General features: G+C 61.7%; 16 protein-coding genes. 6 read left to right on the forward strand and 10 right to left on the reverse strand.

Features of this window, described 5'->3' with window-relative positions:
- Window position 1: 1 nt before the first annotated feature.
- The 6 genes from ASD58_RS07820 to ASD58_RS07845 form a co-directional block, all read right to left on the reverse strand.
- Window positions 2-1,300 (reverse strand): MFS transporter, encoded by a 1,299-nt coding sequence (locus tag ASD58_RS07820; RefSeq protein WP_057260543.1) that lies wholly within the window; start codon window positions 1,298-1,300, stop codon window positions 2-4.
- Window positions 1,301-1,388: 88 nt separating this feature from the next.
- A complete protein-coding gene (locus ASD58_RS07825) occupies window positions 1,389-2,087 on the reverse strand; it encodes a BON domain-containing protein (protein WP_057260544.1) in 699 nt (232 codons plus the stop codon).
- 84 nt (window positions 2,088-2,171) lie between these two features.
- Window positions 2,172-2,858 (reverse strand): hypothetical protein, encoded by a 687-nt coding sequence (locus ASD58_RS07830; RefSeq protein ID WP_057260546.1) that lies wholly within the window; start codon window positions 2,856-2,858, stop codon window positions 2,172-2,174.
- A gap of 102 nt (window positions 2,859-2,960) precedes the next feature.
- The gene (locus tag ASD58_RS07835; protein WP_057260548.1) at window positions 2,961-4,661 is read right to left on the reverse strand and encodes a DNA mismatch repair protein MutT; all 1,701 of its coding nucleotides are present in this window, start codon (window positions 4,659-4,661) and stop codon (window positions 2,961-2,963) included.
- Window positions 4,662-4,710: 49 nt separating this feature from the next.
- Window positions 4,711-5,313, reverse strand: a complete 603-nt coding sequence (locus tag ASD58_RS07840) for a short chain dehydrogenase (RefSeq protein ID WP_057260550.1) — start codon at window positions 5,311-5,313, stop codon at window positions 4,711-4,713.
- Window positions 5,313-5,915 carry a short chain dehydrogenase gene (locus ASD58_RS07845; protein ID WP_057260551.1) on the reverse strand — a complete coding sequence of 201 codons (603 nt, stop codon included), beginning with the start codon at window positions 5,913-5,915 and terminating at the stop codon, window positions 5,313-5,315. The genes ASD58_RS07840 and ASD58_RS07845 overlap by 1 nt, the downstream gene beginning before the upstream one ends.
- A 101-nt stretch (window positions 5,916-6,016) precedes the next feature.
- Between ASD58_RS07845 and ASD58_RS07850 the strand changes: the two genes are divergently transcribed.
- Together ASD58_RS07850 and ASD58_RS07855 are read left to right on the forward strand one after the other, a co-directional pair.
- Window positions 6,017-6,901 carry a LysR family transcriptional regulator gene (locus tag ASD58_RS07850; RefSeq protein WP_057260552.1) on the forward strand — a complete coding sequence of 295 codons (885 nt, stop codon included), beginning with the start codon at window positions 6,017-6,019 and terminating at the stop codon, window positions 6,899-6,901.
- Window positions 6,902-7,013: 112 nt separating this feature from the next.
- Window positions 7,014-7,787 (forward strand): transposase, encoded by a 774-nt coding sequence (locus ASD58_RS07855; protein ID WP_057260553.1) that lies wholly within the window; start codon window positions 7,014-7,016, stop codon window positions 7,785-7,787.
- A gap of 59 nt (window positions 7,788-7,846) precedes the next feature.
- On the opposite strand, the gene ASD58_RS07860 is transcribed toward ASD58_RS07855, so the two are convergent.
- The 3 genes from ASD58_RS07860 to ASD58_RS07870 are packed head-to-tail and all read right to left on the reverse strand — an operon-like array spanning window position 7,847 to window position 11,973.
- Window positions 7,847-9,265, reverse strand: coding sequence for an efflux transporter outer membrane subunit (locus ASD58_RS07860; RefSeq protein WP_057260554.1), 1,419 nt, complete (start codon window positions 9,263-9,265; stop codon window positions 7,847-7,849).
- A 15-nt stretch (window positions 9,266-9,280) separates the two neighbouring features.
- The gene (locus tag ASD58_RS07865; protein WP_229209927.1) at window positions 9,281-10,843 is read right to left on the reverse strand and encodes a DHA2 family efflux MFS transporter permease subunit; all 1,563 of its coding nucleotides are present in this window, start codon (window positions 10,841-10,843) and stop codon (window positions 9,281-9,283) included.
- A gap of 8 nt (window positions 10,844-10,851) precedes the next feature.
- The gene (locus tag ASD58_RS07870; protein WP_057260556.1) at window positions 10,852-11,973 is read right to left on the reverse strand and encodes an HlyD family secretion protein; all 1,122 of its coding nucleotides are present in this window, start codon (window positions 11,971-11,973) and stop codon (window positions 10,852-10,854) included.
- A gap of 152 nt (window positions 11,974-12,125) precedes the next feature.
- On the opposite strand from ASD58_RS07870, the gene ASD58_RS07875 reads away from it, so the two are divergent.
- The 4 genes from ASD58_RS07875 (at window position 12,126) to ASD58_RS07890 (ending at window position 14,152) form a co-directional block, all read left to right on the forward strand.
- Window positions 12,126-12,773 (forward strand): TetR/AcrR family transcriptional regulator, encoded by a 648-nt coding sequence (locus ASD58_RS07875; RefSeq protein WP_057260557.1) that lies wholly within the window; start codon window positions 12,126-12,128, stop codon window positions 12,771-12,773.
- 109 nt (window positions 12,774-12,882) lie between these two features.
- Complete coding sequence (locus tag ASD58_RS07880; protein ID WP_057260558.1) at window positions 12,883-13,065, forward strand: hypothetical protein; 183 nt, start codon at window positions 12,883-12,885, stop codon at window positions 13,063-13,065.
- A 94-nt stretch (window positions 13,066-13,159) separates the two neighbouring features.
- The gene (locus tag ASD58_RS07885; protein ID WP_057260559.1) at window positions 13,160-13,474 is read left to right on the forward strand and encodes a DUF3144 domain-containing protein; all 315 of its coding nucleotides are present in this window, start codon (window positions 13,160-13,162) and stop codon (window positions 13,472-13,474) included.
- 117 nt (window positions 13,475-13,591) lie between these two features.
- Window positions 13,592-14,152, forward strand: coding sequence for a hypothetical protein (locus tag ASD58_RS07890; RefSeq protein ID WP_057260560.1), 561 nt, complete (start codon window positions 13,592-13,594; stop codon window positions 14,150-14,152).
- Between the two features lie 12 nt (window positions 14,153-14,164).
- Here the strand turns inward: ASD58_RS07890 and lpdA are convergent, their stop codons facing one another.
- Window positions 14,165-15,946 carry a dihydrolipoyl dehydrogenase gene (lpdA, locus tag ASD58_RS07895; protein WP_057260561.1) on the reverse strand — a complete coding sequence of 594 codons (1,782 nt, stop codon included), beginning with the start codon at window positions 15,944-15,946 and terminating at the stop codon, window positions 14,165-14,167.
- Window positions 15,947-15,950 lie beyond the last annotated feature (4 nt).

Here is a 15,950-nt window from a genome sequence, read left to right on the forward strand (position 1 = left end):
ATCATGCAGCACTGGCTGCGACCGGCGCCGCTGAGGCGGCAGGCCGCAGCCGTATCGCCAGCACCATCAAGCCGGCCACCAGGCATGCAGCACCTGCGGTGAACAGCGCCGGATTGTAGGTAAGCAGCAGCGTTCGCACCTGCCCTGCGCCGAAAGCGGCAAGCGCAGCACCCAACTGGTGGGCTGCGAAAATCCAGCCGAACACCATGCCGGCTTTCTCCTTGCCGAAGGTCGTTGCGACCAGGCGCACAGTCGGCGGCACGGTGGCGATCCAGTCCAGGCCATAGAACATGGCGAACACCGACAATCCATACAGCGTGAAGTCGGAATAAGGAAGCCACAGCAACGACAAGCCGCGCAAGCTGTAATACCAGAACAGCAGCTTGCGGTTGTCGTAGCGGTCCGACAGCCAGCCGGACAGGATGGTGCCAACCAGGTCGAAGGCGCCCATCATCGCCAATACCGAAGCAGCAGGTACCGGCCCCAGGCCAGCATCGCCGCACAGCGAAATGAAGTGGGTCTGGATCAGGCCATTGGTACTCAGGCCGCAAATGAAGAAGCTGCCGGCCAGCAGCCAGAACACTACGCTGCCCGACGCTTCGCGCAGAATGCGGAACGGGGTCGTGAAACCGATCGCAATCGGCGCAGCCGCCGCGCTTGCCGGCTGCGTTGCGCCGAACGGCGCCTGGCCCACGTCCGCAGGGCGATTGCGCATCAGGAAGAACACGGCAAGTGCGATCACGGCGCAGGCCACCAGCACCGGCAGCACCGCCATGCGCCAGCCGAAATGCTCGACCAGCCACGCCCCGACCGGCAGGAAGATCAGTTGCCCGGTGGCCGAACTGGCCGTCAGCATGCCGACCACCAGGCCGCGGCGCGTTTCGAACCAGCGGTTGGACACCACGGCGCTCAACACCAGCGCCGTCATGCCCGAGCCCACGCCCAGCATCACGCCCCACAGCAGTACCAGGTGCCAGAACTGTGTCATGCCCAGCGCCAGCAGCGAGCCCACGGTAATCAGGCTCAACGCCGTCACCACCACCTTGCGCAAGCCGAAGCGCTCCATCAGGATCGCCGAGAATGGTCCCATCAGGCCGAACAGGGCGAAGCGCACCGCCAGCGCCGATGAGATCTGGTCGACGCCCCAGCCGAACTCCTTGCTCAAAGGCTGCAGCAAGGCGCCCGGCAAGCCGAGTGCTGCCGACGAAGTCAGCCCGGTCAGGAAGGTCAAGGCAACGATGACCCACGCGTAGTGGATGCCGCGGCGTTGCAACCGCTGGGAGAGGGTATGTGCAATCATGCGCCTCATGTTAGATTACGATCGTCATAAATGCAAGGAAAAGAAAAGCCGGCACTGGGCCGGCCCCTCTTCGACGCAAAGCGCCAGCTTATTTCTTGATTTGCAGCGAAGATTTCACTTCCTGCACGCCCTCGATCTTGCGGGCCAGTTCGACAGCTTTGTCAGCTTCTGCCTTCGATGGCACGAAGCCGCTCAGCATGACGATACCCTTTTGGGTTTCCACGTGAACGTCCATGGCCTTGACCAGGGGATCGGCTGCGTATTCAGCCTTGACCTTGGTGGTGATCATGGTGTCGGACATTGCGGAGCGGGTGTCGGCAGTTGCCTCGCGCGTGGTATTGGCCAGGTTGGTGCCGGCTTCCCGGGTGTCCTGCGCTACGGCAGCGGTGGTGCTGGTGGTACCGGCGTTGGCCAGAGCCGTTTTGTGGGCGGATTTGGCGTCGGACTTGCAGGCCGATTTCGCCGAACCGCTCATGTCGTCGCAACGTTCTTTGGCCAGGTCATACTCGGCATCCGCCAGTTTGCGCTGGGCTTTGTCAACGTCCTTGGCGTTGTTCTGGTGCTGCCTGGTCGCATCCAGGATAGCGCGAGCTTCGGCCACTTTGGCTTCGTCCTTGCAAATGTCTTCGGCATTGCCTTTAAGGCTCTTGCAATTGTCCTTAGCAACTTTGTAGTCGGATTCAGCCTTGTCCTTTGCAGCTTTGTAGGCGTCGTTATCGGCAGCCTGGGCGACCGCGAACGAGGTACTGAACAGGGCAGCCAGCGAAATACACAGGATTTTCTTCATGGTTAGTCCCCTTTAGGATTGGTTTGCATGGCGATTACACGCCTACCGGGGACTATTTTCTGTGCGCGACCGAACACAGTCGGGTTATTGCTCGTCTTTAAGTAAGCCTTTTCCCCACAGCACGCGTGCCTGTTCGAAGGGGTTATGTTCGCCAGAGAACACAGCACCGCTGGCAGCAAGTTGCAGCCAGGCACGCGTATTGTGCGAACCGTGCTCAACAGGCTGGCGCACCTGCATCAGCCAGGCGTGGACCTGGCTGTATTGCGCGGCATTGGCACGTTGTATCCAGGCCAGTGCCACCAGGTCGGAGAACGCTTCTTCGCGGCGGGTGTCGCGCATGGCTTTCGACAAGGCTTGCAATTCCGGATTGTCGAGCTGCTCATGCGGACCTTCGACAAAACCGGCCGGCAAGGCATGCCAACTGCCCTGCGCTTGGCGCCAGCAGTGGCCAACCTCATGCGCAGTCATGGCTTCGATCAGGATTTTCTGTTGTTCAGCTGGCACACCGGACAACACGTCTTCCGCCTGCGGATTGCCGCGCATGGAGAACACCAGCTTGCAGCGGCCATCGACAAAGCCCATGGCCAGCGGCACGTCATTCGGGCCGGCTTGCGGCTGGACCACGACGTCGATCGGGAGTTTGAGTTCCTGCCTGGCGTAGGCCAGCACGGGAGCGCCGGCTTGCAGCCAGCGGCTTTCGGTTTCGGTAAGCTGTGCAGCGCCTGCAGAAGCAGCGAAGAAAGACAGCAGGATGGGCAGGCTCAGCTTCATGACAGAACTCCGGTAACTGGATACAACTATACATGCCTTACGGCAAGCTGTTACCGGAGTTTCTGGGCTGTTACAAAATATTGGCTGAGCTCGTCGACAAGTTTATTTCGTCAGCAAGGAGTTAGCAGTCGGGAAAGATGGGCGAATGTCGTTCGGCACTGTCTTCATCTTGTCCAGGGCCTTTTGCACGTCAGGGCGGATCACCACGTATTTCGCCATCATGTCCTTGGCGCGCGCATAATCGCCGGTCGCCTCGATGGTGAGGAACTCACGGTCAAGATCGCTCACTGCCTGTTTGATCTTCTTGAAATCGACCGAGAAGGTGCCGTCGCCGTGCGACACAAAACCGCCTTTATCCAGCAGGTAGTTGACCTGGATCGCCATGCCGCGTGCATGCGAGTCGGTCAGGCCGAAATGCAGCGTGCGGAAAGCGGAAGCGAGGAAGGTGGTGTGCAGCTTGCGCTCCGCCGCCTCGCCCTGGCCCAGGGTGTCGTTCAACTGGCCCTTCTCCATCATGTACATCAGGGCGAACAGGCCGGTAATGTCGGCTTTCGCTTCTTCGATGGTGGAATAGGCTTCTTTCAGATCCTGGCGCGGGGTCGACTCGGTGGCGCCAACCCTGGTGATGTGCGGGCCCAGGCCGTGCGTGATTTCGTGCGCCAGGATGTGGGTGAAGAAGGAATTGAAGTCCAGGTCCTTCTGGTCCGCAGGGCGCAGCACCAGCTTGGCGATCGGCGTCAGCGTGGCCTTGAATTTCTCTTCCTGCACATTCTTCAGCATCACGCGCTTGGAGCCGCGCTGGCTGATGATGCGCTCGTCGTTCGGCAGGTTGTAGGCAGCGGTCTGCACGCCCATATTGCCATCGCCCGCACCGTAGACCTGGTTCACCACCACCATCGGTGCAACGGCGCCGACTTTCGGGTTGCGGTATTGCGGATCGAGCGGCAGGTTGTCTTCCAGCTCCTGCATATGCTTGGCGAAGAAGTCCAGCTTGCGCGTTTCCTTCTCATCGCGGATGTTCACATACGCTTCAAAGGCAGCCTTATAGCCAAACAGTTCGTCGTTATAGGTTTCGTATGGGCCGATGGTGACGTCGACCGGCGAATCCAGGTCCATCCAGGCGAAGTCGGACGGCAGGTAATCATTGGACAGGAAGGCGTCGGCGCGCAGTGCGAGGAATTTCTTCAGCGAAGCGTTGCTGGTCGAGGCGGCGGCTTCCTTCAGCAGCTTGGACAGCTTCTCCAGCTCCGGCTTGTACTCGTCCGAATATTTGACGATCTTGAACTTGCCATCGTCGCCCTTGCGGATGGTGGTGAAGAACCACTGCGCCTCCTGCTTCTGCGCCGCTGGCAGGCCGTTGATCCAGGCTTCCACTTCCTCCTTGCTGGCGCCTTCCGGATAGAAGTTGGCAGCGGCAGGCTTATGGTCCGGCACCTTGATGCCAGCCACTTCCGCCGGCAGGAACGACTTGTGGTCGTCGAGGATGGACCACGGGCCTTTGTTCAGCCAGAAGTACTCGGCGCGCGCCTTGCCCAGGGGGGACGTGTCCTTTTGCAGCGCAGCGTACAGGGCCTCGTTGCCGGACCAGCGCTGGCGCAGTTGCAGGGTGTCGACGATCTTCGCCGCTTCGATCAGCTTCTTGATCGCCTGGCGGTCGCCGGACGAAAGCTTCGACGTGTCGGCCTTCAGTTGCACCGGTGCGTAACGCTTGGTCATCTTCTGCAGCTCGGCGACATCAGCGGGCGCAGCGGCAGCGGTGGCGCTGGCAATCGCCAGCACCAGCGGGGTCAGGAGGTTTTTCATGTGGCCTTTTTTCTACAGTTAAAAGGAAGGCCACATTGTATTCCTGCGCCTACCAGGCGCGGAAAGTTTTTCCGCTTTCTGCGCCTTCCACGCAACGGCTGTAGGCTCGCGCCACGCGGCTGGCGGCAACGGGCTCGAAGCCATAAAACAGCGGCTCGAACTTTTCCGCCGATTCCTCCAGCAGCGAAGGATTGACCACGTTGATGCGCAGCCCGCGCTGCAATTCCACCGCCGCGCCGCGGGCAAAGCCCTCGATGCAGTTATTGACCGCCACCGTGTTGGCGCAGCCGCGCAGCGGGTTGTGTGCATCGACCCCGCTGGTCAGCGTAACCGATCCGCCATCGTTCAACGCATGCTGCGCAACGAGGGCAACGTTCACCTGCCCCATCAACTTCGAATCGAGGCCAATGCGGAATTGCTCGTGCGTCATCGCCGCCAGCGGCCCGACGTGCAGCGCGCCGGCCGCCACCACCACGTGGTCCACCCTGCCCGCTTCTTCGAATAAGGCCTGCACCGAAGCGATATCCTCGATCGCGACGCGATGATCACCGCTGGCGCGGCCGGCCGTGATCACGCGATGACGCTTGCCCAGCTCCTGCACCACCGCGCTGCCGATGGTGCCGCTGCCGCCAATTACCAGGACCGTTCCCATTACCACACGCGGTAGGTCTTGCCGTTTTCCGCGCCTTCCACGCTGCGGCTGTAGGCCAGGGCCACGCGCTTCACGGGCACGGTTTCGATGCCGTAGAAGTAAGGGCCGTAGGCGTCCACCGATTCATTGACCAGGGTCGGGCTGACCGCATTGATGCGCAAGCCGCGCGGCAGTTCGATGGCAGCGCCGAGCACGAAGCCTTCCACTGCAGCATTGACCGCGCTGGCATTGGCGCCGTAGCGGATCGGCTGCTCGGACAGGATGCCGCTGGTCAGGGTGATCGAACCGCCGTCATTCAGGTACTTCTGCGCAGCCAATGCCACGTTCACCTGGCCCATCAGCTTGGAATTCAGGCCGGACTGGAATTGCTCCGCCGTCATTTCGTGCAGCGCGCCGAAGTGCACGTCGCCGGCAGCCACCACCACGCCATCCACCTTGCCGACTTTTTCGAACAGCGCCTGCACCGAAGCCGGATCCTCGATCTTGACCTGGTACTGGCCGCTGCTGCGGCCTACGCTGATCACTTCATGGCGCAAGCCCAGCTGTTCCACGATGCCTTTGCCGATGGTGCCGGAAGCGCCGATAACGATGATCTTTTTCATGTTGAATCTCCTGTTGGGTTTCGAAGTGAAGCCAGTATGCGCTCCGTCACCACAAGAATAAATGAGCTATGATTTAGATCATTACAAACTCATGATTAGCAATGGACAAATTACGCAGCATGGAAGTGTTTGTCGCCGCCGTCGACACCGGCAGCTTCACGGCAGCAGCCGAACGCTTCGGCATTTCCGCCGTCATGGTGGGCAAGCATGTGCGGGAGCTGGAACAAAGGCTTGGCGCCGCCCTGCTGACGCGCACCACACGGCGCCAATCGCTGACCGAAATCGGGCGCCAATACGCCGAGCAATGCCGCGCCATCCTGGCGCAGATCGGCGCCGCCGAAAGCCTGGCCGAAACCATGCGGGTGGCACCGCGCGGCGTCTTGAAAGTGACGGCCGCCGTCTCGTTCGGGATGGAGTGGCTCAGCCCCATGATCCCCGACTTCCTCGAGATGTATCCCGAAGTCAGCGTGGACCTGAACCTGAACGACCGCATGATCGACATGGTGGAAGAAGGCTTCGACGTCGCCGTGCGCATCGGCACGCTGGAAGATTCGTCGCTGGTAGCGCGGCCGTTGCGGCCATATGGCGTGGTGATTTGCGGCTCCCCCGGCTACCTCGCCAGGCGCGGGGTACCTCAAGTGCCGGCCGACCTCGCGCAACACGAATGCCTGGAATTCAGCGGTTGGGTGCCGCAAGCGCGCTGGCGCCTAAAGGGCGACAAGGATGGCCGTCACGTTGCCCTGAGCCGCCTGCGCGCCAACAACAGCTACGCGCTCAAGCAAGCCGCGCTGAAAGGCTTCGGCCTGATCATGCAAGCCGAAACGGCGCTGGCGCAAGACATTGCCGCCGGCCGCCTGGTACGCGTGCTGGACGACTACCTGCCCACCCCGCGCCCCATGCACCTGCTCTATCCCCGCGACCGCCAGCCCACACCCAAGCTGACCAGCTTCATCGACTTCATGCTTGCCCGCCTCGGCCCTCGCTAAATCTACGCACCAGCTCGTGTCCCACCCTGGGGTCACACCCCAAGTGGGACACAAGCCCATCCGTTTGATTTGCATCAGACCTGGTGACAGCAGCGCATGCTAATTTCCCTGCATGAGCCGAGCTCCCCGAACCATCTTTCCAGGTGCTATTTACCACGTTACTTCGCGTGGCAATCGGCGCGCGCCTATTTATCATGACCAGCGCGACCATCTGATCTGGCTCGACACACTGGCCGAGACGGTGGAAAAGCATGCGTTCCGGATATTCGCTTACTGCCTGATGCCGAACCATTTCCATCTGCTTCTGCAAACCATCCACCCGAATCTTTCGGATGGCATCCATATGCTCAATGCAACTTACTGTCAGCATTTCAACCAAAGGCACGGCCTGACAGGTCATGTCATCCAGGGCCGCTTTCATGCGGTGAACGTGGACAAGAATAGCCAGCTGCTTGCCGTTGCGCGCTATGTCAGCCTGAATCCCGTGCGGGCCAGGCTCGCCCAGGATGCCGCAGACTGGCCATGGAGCAGCCATCGGCACTACCTTGATCCCTCCGGTGCGCCGGGATGGCTGGAAACACACTGGCTCCTTTCGCTATTTGGAAATGGCGAATTGGGCGGAAGGATAGCGGCCTACAAGAAGTTCGTCGCCGCCGGGATTGGACTGCCTGATCCCCTGGCCTTCCACACCGAACGCCCCAGCCCCGACCGCGAAAACGCGATATCGCTGTACGCCTACGCGGAGCAATACACGGAACGTGACGAGGCTATGGCCCGCGCCTTTCAGTCGACAGCTTATACACGCCAGGAAATTGCGGACCACTTCGGCGTATCAATCAAGACCGTTTCGAGGGCTATCCAGGCATTCGCGGGGGAAAATGGCTGAGCCCGTGTCACACTTGGGGTGTGACCCCAGGGTGGGACACGGGCTCGGCAGCGGAGGGCTTACGGGGCTTGCCAGCCGCCGCCCAGGGCGCGGGCGAAGCTGACGGTGGCCAGCATGCGCTGGGTGTTGATTTGCACGGCGGCGCGGTTGGCGGCCAGGGCGCTGCGCTGGGCATCGGTGACGTCGAGGTAGGTGCTGATGCCGCGCTCGTAACGGGCGCGGGCAACGTCGTAGGCGCGGGTGGCGGCTTCGCGGGAAGTCGCCTGGACCTTGCCTTGCTGCGTGCGCTGCTGCACGTCGGACAGCGCGTCTTCCACTTCGCGCAAGGCGGTCAACAGCTTGCCTTCGTGGTTGGCGACCGCTTCTTCGTAACGGGCTTTGGCGACAGTCAGGCTGGACTGGTTGCGGCCGCCGTCGAAGATCGGCAGCGACAGCGCCAGCGGGCCAAAGCTGAAGACGCGCGAGCCGCCTTTGCTGATATCGCTCAGGCTTTCCGAGGCGTAGCCGAAGTTGCCGGTCAGGCTGACCGACGGGTAGAAGGCGCCTTCCGCTACGCCGACATTGGCATTGGTCGCACGCAGGGTGGCCACGCTGGCGGCCAGGTCGGGACGGTGGGCCAGCAGGTTGGCCGGCACGCCGGCCGGAATCACCGGTGGCGCCGGCAACTCGGTGGCCGTGGCCTGCTCCAGTTGCATGGCCGACGGCGAGGCGCCTACCAGCACGGCCAGCGCATGTTCCAGCGTGTTGCGCTGGCGTTGCACTTCTTCCAGGTCGGCTTCGGCGTTGGCGCGTTCGATGCGGGCACGCGAGGTGTCCAGCTCATTCGACAGGCCGGCGTTGAAGCGGGCATTCACCAGCTCCTCGGTTTCCTTGCGGGTGGCCAGGGCGCCGCGCAGGATCGCCATTTCGGCATCCAGGCCGCGCAACTGCCAATAGGTGGTGGCGATCTGCGACGACAGCAGCAACAGCACGCCGTCACGGTCATGACTGGCTGCCAGCGCTTGCGCATCGGCCGATTCCACGGCGCGGCGCACGCGGCCGAACAGGTCCAGCTCATACGAGAAGCCTGCCGCTACCGAGTAGTTGTTGCCGTGGATTGAGCGGTGGCCCAGCGCGATGCCTTGCGAGGTATTGGCCGAGGTGCGCGAATTCGATACGCCAGTGCTCAGCGTCACGGACGGCAACTGGCTGGCCTTCGTCAGCCCCAGTTGCGCTTCGGCCTGGAACAGGCGCTGCGCCGCCGCCTTGACGGTCGGGCTGTCGCGCAGGGCCTGGTGCTCAAGCCGGTTCAGCGTGTCGTCGCTGAACACGGTCCACCACTGCGCCGGCAATTGGGCTTCGCTTGCTGCGCCTTGCGGCGCATGGCGGAAAGCCTGCTCCTGCATCGCGCCAGGCGCCTTGAAATCGCTGCCCACGGTGCCGCAGCCGGCCAGTACTGCCGCTGCGCCAACTGCCATTGCAATCATCTTGATGTTCATAGTTCTTTCTCTCAATTAGTGCGCGCCGGAGCCGCCGCCCGAAGGGGACTTCACCTTGTCGGACAGCCACAGGATCAGGATGCAGGACAGCAGGATTGCGCCTACGATCAGGAAGCCGTCGTTGTAAGCCATCACGAACGATTCGCGCCGCACGATGCCGTCCACCGCCTTCAGCGCCTTGTCCGACGCGGTGACCGGGTCGAAGCCTTTGCCGATAAAGTTCTGCGTCAACTGGTCCAGTCGCAACTGGGTCGCTGCCGAGAAGCTGCTGACTGCCTCGCCCAGGCGGGCCGAGTGGAAGTGTTCACGCTGCGTCAGCTGGGTTGCCAGCAATGCGATGCCGATCGAGCCGCCCAGGTTGCGGATCATGTTGAACAGGCTCGATGCCGATGCGGTGTCTTTCGGCGCAATGCCGTTCATGGCAAAGTTCGACAGCGTCAGCATCACGAAAGGCTGGCCCAGCGCGCGTACCACCTGCGACAGCAGCAACTGGTCATAGCCGGTGGTCGCGTCCATGTAAGCATTCATGATGCAGGACACGCCGAACAGCCCCAGGCCAAACGAGCACAGGATGCGGTTATCGATCTTCATCGACAGCTTGGCCGCAAACGGCATGATGAACAGCTGCGGCAGGCCGGCCCACATGATTACTTCGCCGATCTGCATCGGCGAGTAGCCGGCGATCTGGCCCAGGTACAGCGGCAGCAGGAACGACGAGCCGTACAGCCCCATGCCCATCACGGCGGCCAGCGCCGACGCCACCAGGAAATTGCGCTGCGCGAACAGGCCCAGGTTGACGAAGGGATGCGGTCGCATCGCGCTGGTCAGCACCCAGCCCAGCAGGCCCACGATCGACAAGCCGGCAAACGCGATGATGAAGCCGGATTCAAACCAGTCCTTGCTGTTACCTTCTTCCAGGAAGATGGTCAGGCAGCCCAGGCCCAGCGCCATGAAGGCGATGCCCAGCCAGTCGGCGTTGAACAGTTCACTAAGCTTGCGCTCTTCATGGTCCAGGCCATACGCCACGCCGGCGATCAGCAGGATGCCCGGCACCCAGTTGATGTAGAAGATCGACGGCCAGCCATACAGCTCGCTCAGGTAGCCGCCCAGGGTCGGGCCCATGGAAGGCGCCAGCGTTGCGGTCAGCCCGAAGATCGCCATGCCCACGGCGCGCTTGGAAGCTGGCAGCTTTGCCATCACCAGTGTCATTGCCATCGGAATCAACGCGCCGCCGGTAAAGCCCTGCATCATGCGGAACATGATCATGCTTTGCAGGTTCCAGGCCGCACCGCACAGGGTCGAGAACACCAGGAACAGTGCAGTGGTGCCCATCATGTAGCCGCGCATGCCGAAGGTACGCGTCAGCAGTGCGGTCATCGGGATCACGATGATTTCGGCCACCAGGTAGGCGGTCGAAATCCAGGAGCCTTCCTCCTGGGTGGCGTTCAGTGCTCCGAGGATGTCGCGCAGCGAGGAGTTGGTGATCTGGATGTCCAGCACTGCCATGAAGGCACCCAGCATGCCCGCAGCGACGGCGATCCAGGTGCGGCCGGACACCCGGCCTTCAGGCACCATCATTGGGGCACTCATTTTGCGTTCGACTTGATGCTGACTTCAGCGATGGCGGACATGCCCGGCACCAGGCGGCCTTCATAGGCCTTCAGGTCTTCCGGCTTGAAGGTGATTTTCACCGGCACGCGCTGCACGATCTTGGTGAAGTTGCCGGTGGCGTTATCGGCCGGCAGCAGCGCAAACTGCGCGCCGGAGGCAGGCGAGAACGAGTCAACGCGGCCAACCAGCTCCTTGCCCGGCAGTGCGTCGATGGTCAGGCTCACTTCCTGGCCCACGCGCATGTCGGCGAGCTGGGTTTCCTTGAAGTTGGCGGTGACCCATACATTGTCCTGCACCAGGGCCACCAGTTGCTGGCCCGGCTGCACGCGCTGGCCCACTTCCAGGGTGCGCTTGCCGACGCGGCCATCGACCGGGGCGACGATGCGGTTGTATGCCAGTTGCTGCTGCGCGTCTTTCAACTGCACTTGCAGCACTTTCACTTGCGCCTTCAGCACTTCGCGGGCGGAGGTGGCGGAACCGATTTGCGCTTTCGCTGCAACGGCGCTGTCCTTGCGCGCCGCCACGTCGGCAGTGGCGCTGGTACGGGCGGCATTGGCGGCATCCAGTTCGGCTTTCGATACTGCTTTCATCTGGCTGGTATACAGCTGGCCGTAACGTTCGGCGTCCTGCGAGGCGCGCAGCTGGTTGGCTTGCGCCTGGGCGACCTGCGCGGCGGCGGCGCTGGCTTGTGCATTCACCTGGGCGATCTGGGCGTCGGCTTGCAGGACCTGCTGCTGCACGCTGGCGATCTGCGCCTGGATCTGTTCCACCTTCACCTGCTGGTCGAAGGGATCGAGTTCGGCGATCACGTCGCCGGCTTTCACCAATTGGTTGTCGTCCACCAGCACCTTGGTCACCACGCCGGAAATGCGCGAGGACACCGGGTGCACATGGCCGGCCACGTAGGCGTTTTCCGTTTCCACGTAATGATGGCTGCGGTACCACATGCGGCCACCGGCGGCCAGGGCTGCCAGGGCGATCAGGCCGGCGATCACGAGGACGCGACGGTTAGGAGGAGTGGCTGCAGGCGTGGCGGCAGGCGTGGCTTCTGGCACTGCGCTGAGCACTTTTTGTTCGGCTGGGTTGTGCTGGGACATGGTGGGAAACTCCCTGAAAATGAAATGAGTCGTGTGCATTATTCGTCAATCAATGATCAAAGTCAAGAAATGAAACGATTGCATTTCATTTTAAATTGGAATAAAGTGGACGCTATCTGCAAGCCTTCGGGCATTACGTATGGTTTTCAATCATGTCTGTCGAACAACTCTCTGAACCAGTCAAAGCCGGGCGCCCCAAAGCCGCCGAGGCCGAGGCCCGCCTGAACGACTTGATGGATACGGCCGCCCGCCTGATCCTGGAGAAGGGCTATGGCAAGGTCAGCCTGGAAGCCATTGCCAAGGAAGCACGGGTTGCCGTGCGCACCATCTATGTGAAATTCGGCGGCAAGGCCGGCCTGTTGAAGGCTATCCTGCTGCGTTACCGCGCCGGCGCCTTCGACCCGGTGGGCATGGAAGACAGCATCCAGGGCCCGATCCGCGACACGCTGCGCGAGTTCGGCCTGCGCTTCCACCGCCTGGTCAGCAGCCCGGAAGCGACGGCCTTGTACCAGATCGTGGTGGCGGAAGCGCATGCCAATCCCGACCTGGCGGAAGCCTTCTGGGACGCCGGCCCGCGCCAGACGCGCGAGCTGCTGGCGCGCTTTTTCGCCCTGCCCGCCATTCGCGCCCAACTGGATACCGATGCGCCGCCGGAACGCCTGGCGATCCACCTGATGAATTGCCTGATGGGCGACCAGCTGCGGCGCTTCCTGTTCGAATCGCGCTGCGGCGTGGCCACCACGCCAGGCGAAATCGAACAAGGCATCGACCTGTTCCTGCGCGGTGTATTGAAGCGTTAAGCCGCCCCTAAGCGTGCGCGGCAGCGTATGTGCGCTAGCGCACGGTGGCCCGTCGGCTAGCTGCCGGATACTGACCTTCTCGAGAACCAAAATTAAAGTGGGAGGTTGTATGAGCAAGGTCGATCGGCTCGAATGGAGCAGGAAAATCGCCACGATCAACGAGCGCATCAAAGGGTTCCAGGAAAACCCGAACAAGGAGCACCTGGACGCCGCGATCAATGAACTGAAGGCCTATGCAGAAGCTGCCAGTAGCGGCGGCATCGAAATCCCAGAGCGCTTCATAGCGAGCTAACAACAAACCGGGCAAAAGCCCGGTTTTTTATTGCAGCAACGCGGTTCCTGTGTCACGATGCCCACCCCTAGTATCAACTTATTGGTAGTAAATCATGAGCGAACAAGCAACCCAACAGCAGCAGAACGACGACCAGAAATTCTTCGAGAACATCGACGCCTACATTGCACTGGCCAACGCCCACGAAAACAGCAATAAAGGCGCACCGCAACTGGTCGGCGCCAGCCTGCTGTTCGCCGCCGCCCGCTACAACATCTTCCTGGTAGCGCGCGCCCAGGGCGATCTAGAAACCTACAACGGCAAGAAAGAAGAAGCCAAGTCCTACTTCATGGACCAGTTCAGCAAAATGTTCGACGACAACTGGAACGATTACAACCAGCACTTCGAGCAGTACCGTAACCAGAAGTAAATCCGCCTTACCGTTCCTCGGCCCCCGTGGCCCCAGGAAAATGGCGCGCGATGGCCCTGTCCGGGCAACCCTGTCGAGACTAAGATGGTTCAACACTTTCGACGCCCGGACCAGCCCATGAAAACCTTATTCATCGCGTTCCTGCTCTTCTTCGCGCACATCGACGCGCCCACGGCAGCTCCTTCGGCGAGCGACGGCCAACAGGACTTCAATTGGGAATTGGGGACTTGGGAAACAAAACTGCGGCGTCTCGGCAAACCGCTCAGCGGCAGCCAGGAATGGCTTGAATATACCGGCACAACGACCGTCACGCCGCTGATGGACAAGCGGGCGAACATCGTCGAGTTTGATGTGCAGGGGGCGGCCGGGAGGATCTCGGGCGTTTCTCTTCGCTTGTACCAGCCTGCGAGCGGGCAATGGAGCCTGCACTTCGCGAATCTCGCCAACGGCTCAATGACCGAACCAATGCAGGGCAGCTTCAAGCTAGGACGTGGGACGTTCTTTGGCCAGGACATGCTCAATGGCCGCAAAATCCTGGTCCGTTTCCTGATCATTCCATTGAGCCAGGACCTATGGCGCTTCGAACAGGCTTACTCCGCCGATAACGGGAAAAACTGGGAGGACAACTGGATCGCGGTTGATACCCGCCAGTCGGTCCTCCCATCGCGTGTGCGCTGACGGGCCTCGGCCTTAGCGCTTGCGTGGCGGCGGCAGGTCGGTGCAGACACCTTCGTAGGCTTCTGCCGCCATGCCGATCGATTCACCCAGGGTTGGGTGCGGGTGGATCGTCTTGCCGATATCGATGCCGTCGGCGCCCATTTCGATTGCCAGGGCGATTTCACCGATCATGTCGCCGGCGTGGGTGCCGACGATGGTGCCACCGATGATGCGGTGGGTTTCCGCATCGAACAGCAGCTTGGTGAAGCCTTCGTCACGGCCATTCGCAACGGCGCGGCCGCTGGCTGCCCATGGGAAGTGGCCCTTCTCGACCTTGATGCCCTTGGCTTTCGCTTCGTCTTCGGTGATGCCTGCCCATGCCACTTCCGGATCGGTGTAGGCCACCGACGGAATGATCCTGGCGTCGAAGTGTGCCTTCTCGCCGTGGGCTGCTTCCGCGGCGACGTGCGCTTCGTGCACGGCTTTGTGCGCGAGCATCGGCTGGCCGACGATATCGCCGATTGCGAAGATGTGCGGTACGTTGGTGCGCATCTGGCTGTCGACATTGATGAAGCCGCGGTCAGTGACGATCACGCCGGCTTTGTCGGCGGCGAGCTTCTTGCCGTTCGGGCTGCGGCCGACTGCCACCAGGACCATGTCGTACAGTTGCGGTTCCGGTGCGGTGGCGCCGGCTTCCGCCGCTTCGAAGGTGACCTTGATTCCTTCCGGCAGCGCTTCCACGCCGACGGTCTTGGTCTTGGTCATGATGCGGTCGAAGCGCTTTTCGTTGTACTTCTGCCAGACTTTCACGGCTTCGCGGTCGGCGCCTTGCATCAGGCCGTCCATCATTTCGACCACGTCGATGCGCGCGCCGAAGGTGCTGTACACGGTAGCCATTTCCAGGCCGATGATGCCGCCGCCGATGACCAGCATCTTCTTCGGCATGAAGCGCAGTTCGAGTGCGCCGGCGCTGTCGACGATGCGCTTGTCTTCCGGGACGAATGGCAGCTTCACTACGCTGGAACCAGCGGCGATGATGGCTTGCTTGAACTGGACCACTTTCCTGCTGCCGTCGGCCGCGGTGACTTCGATGTGGTGTGGGCTGAGGAACTGGCCTACTCCCTGCACGACGTTCACCTTGCGCATCTTGGCCATGCCTGCCAGGCCAGTGGTCATCTTCTTGATGACGCCTTCCTTATAGCTGCGTACCTGGTCGATGTCGATGGCCGGCTTGGCGAAGGTGACGCCGTTCTTGGCCATGTGGCTGGTTTCGTCTACCACTGCTGCCAGATGCAGCAGTGCTTTTGATGGGATGCAACCGACGTTCAGGCAGACGCCGCCCAGGGTCGCGTATTTCTCGACCAGAACGGTGTTCATGCCCAGGTCTGCGGAGCGGAAGGCAGCGGAGTAGCCGCCAGGACCGCCGCCCAGGACCATCATGTCGCAGGTGATGTCGACCTGGCCGGCATAGCCGCCAGCTTGGGGTGCGGCGACCGGTGCAGCCGCAGCGGCTGGTGCCGGGGCTGCAGCGGCCGCAGGAGCTGCGGCTGGCGCGGGTGCGGCTGCTGGCGCGGCGGCGCCGGCGGCTTCTTCGACCACCATCAGCGCCGAGCCCTCGCTCACCTTGTCGCCAACCTTGATCTTGAGTTCCTTGATCACGCCTGCGTGGGTCGATGGAATCTCCATCGATGCCTTGTCGGATTCAACGGTGGCAAGCGACTGGTCGACCTTGACGGTATCGCCAACCTTGACCAGCAGCTCGATTACTTCAACGTCCTTGAAGTCGCCGATGTTCGGTACTTTAACTTCGATCATCGTG

The organism is Duganella sp. Root1480D1, from assembly GCF_001427305.1.
GTDB lineage: Bacteria > Pseudomonadota > Gammaproteobacteria > Burkholderiales > Burkholderiaceae_D > Rugamonas.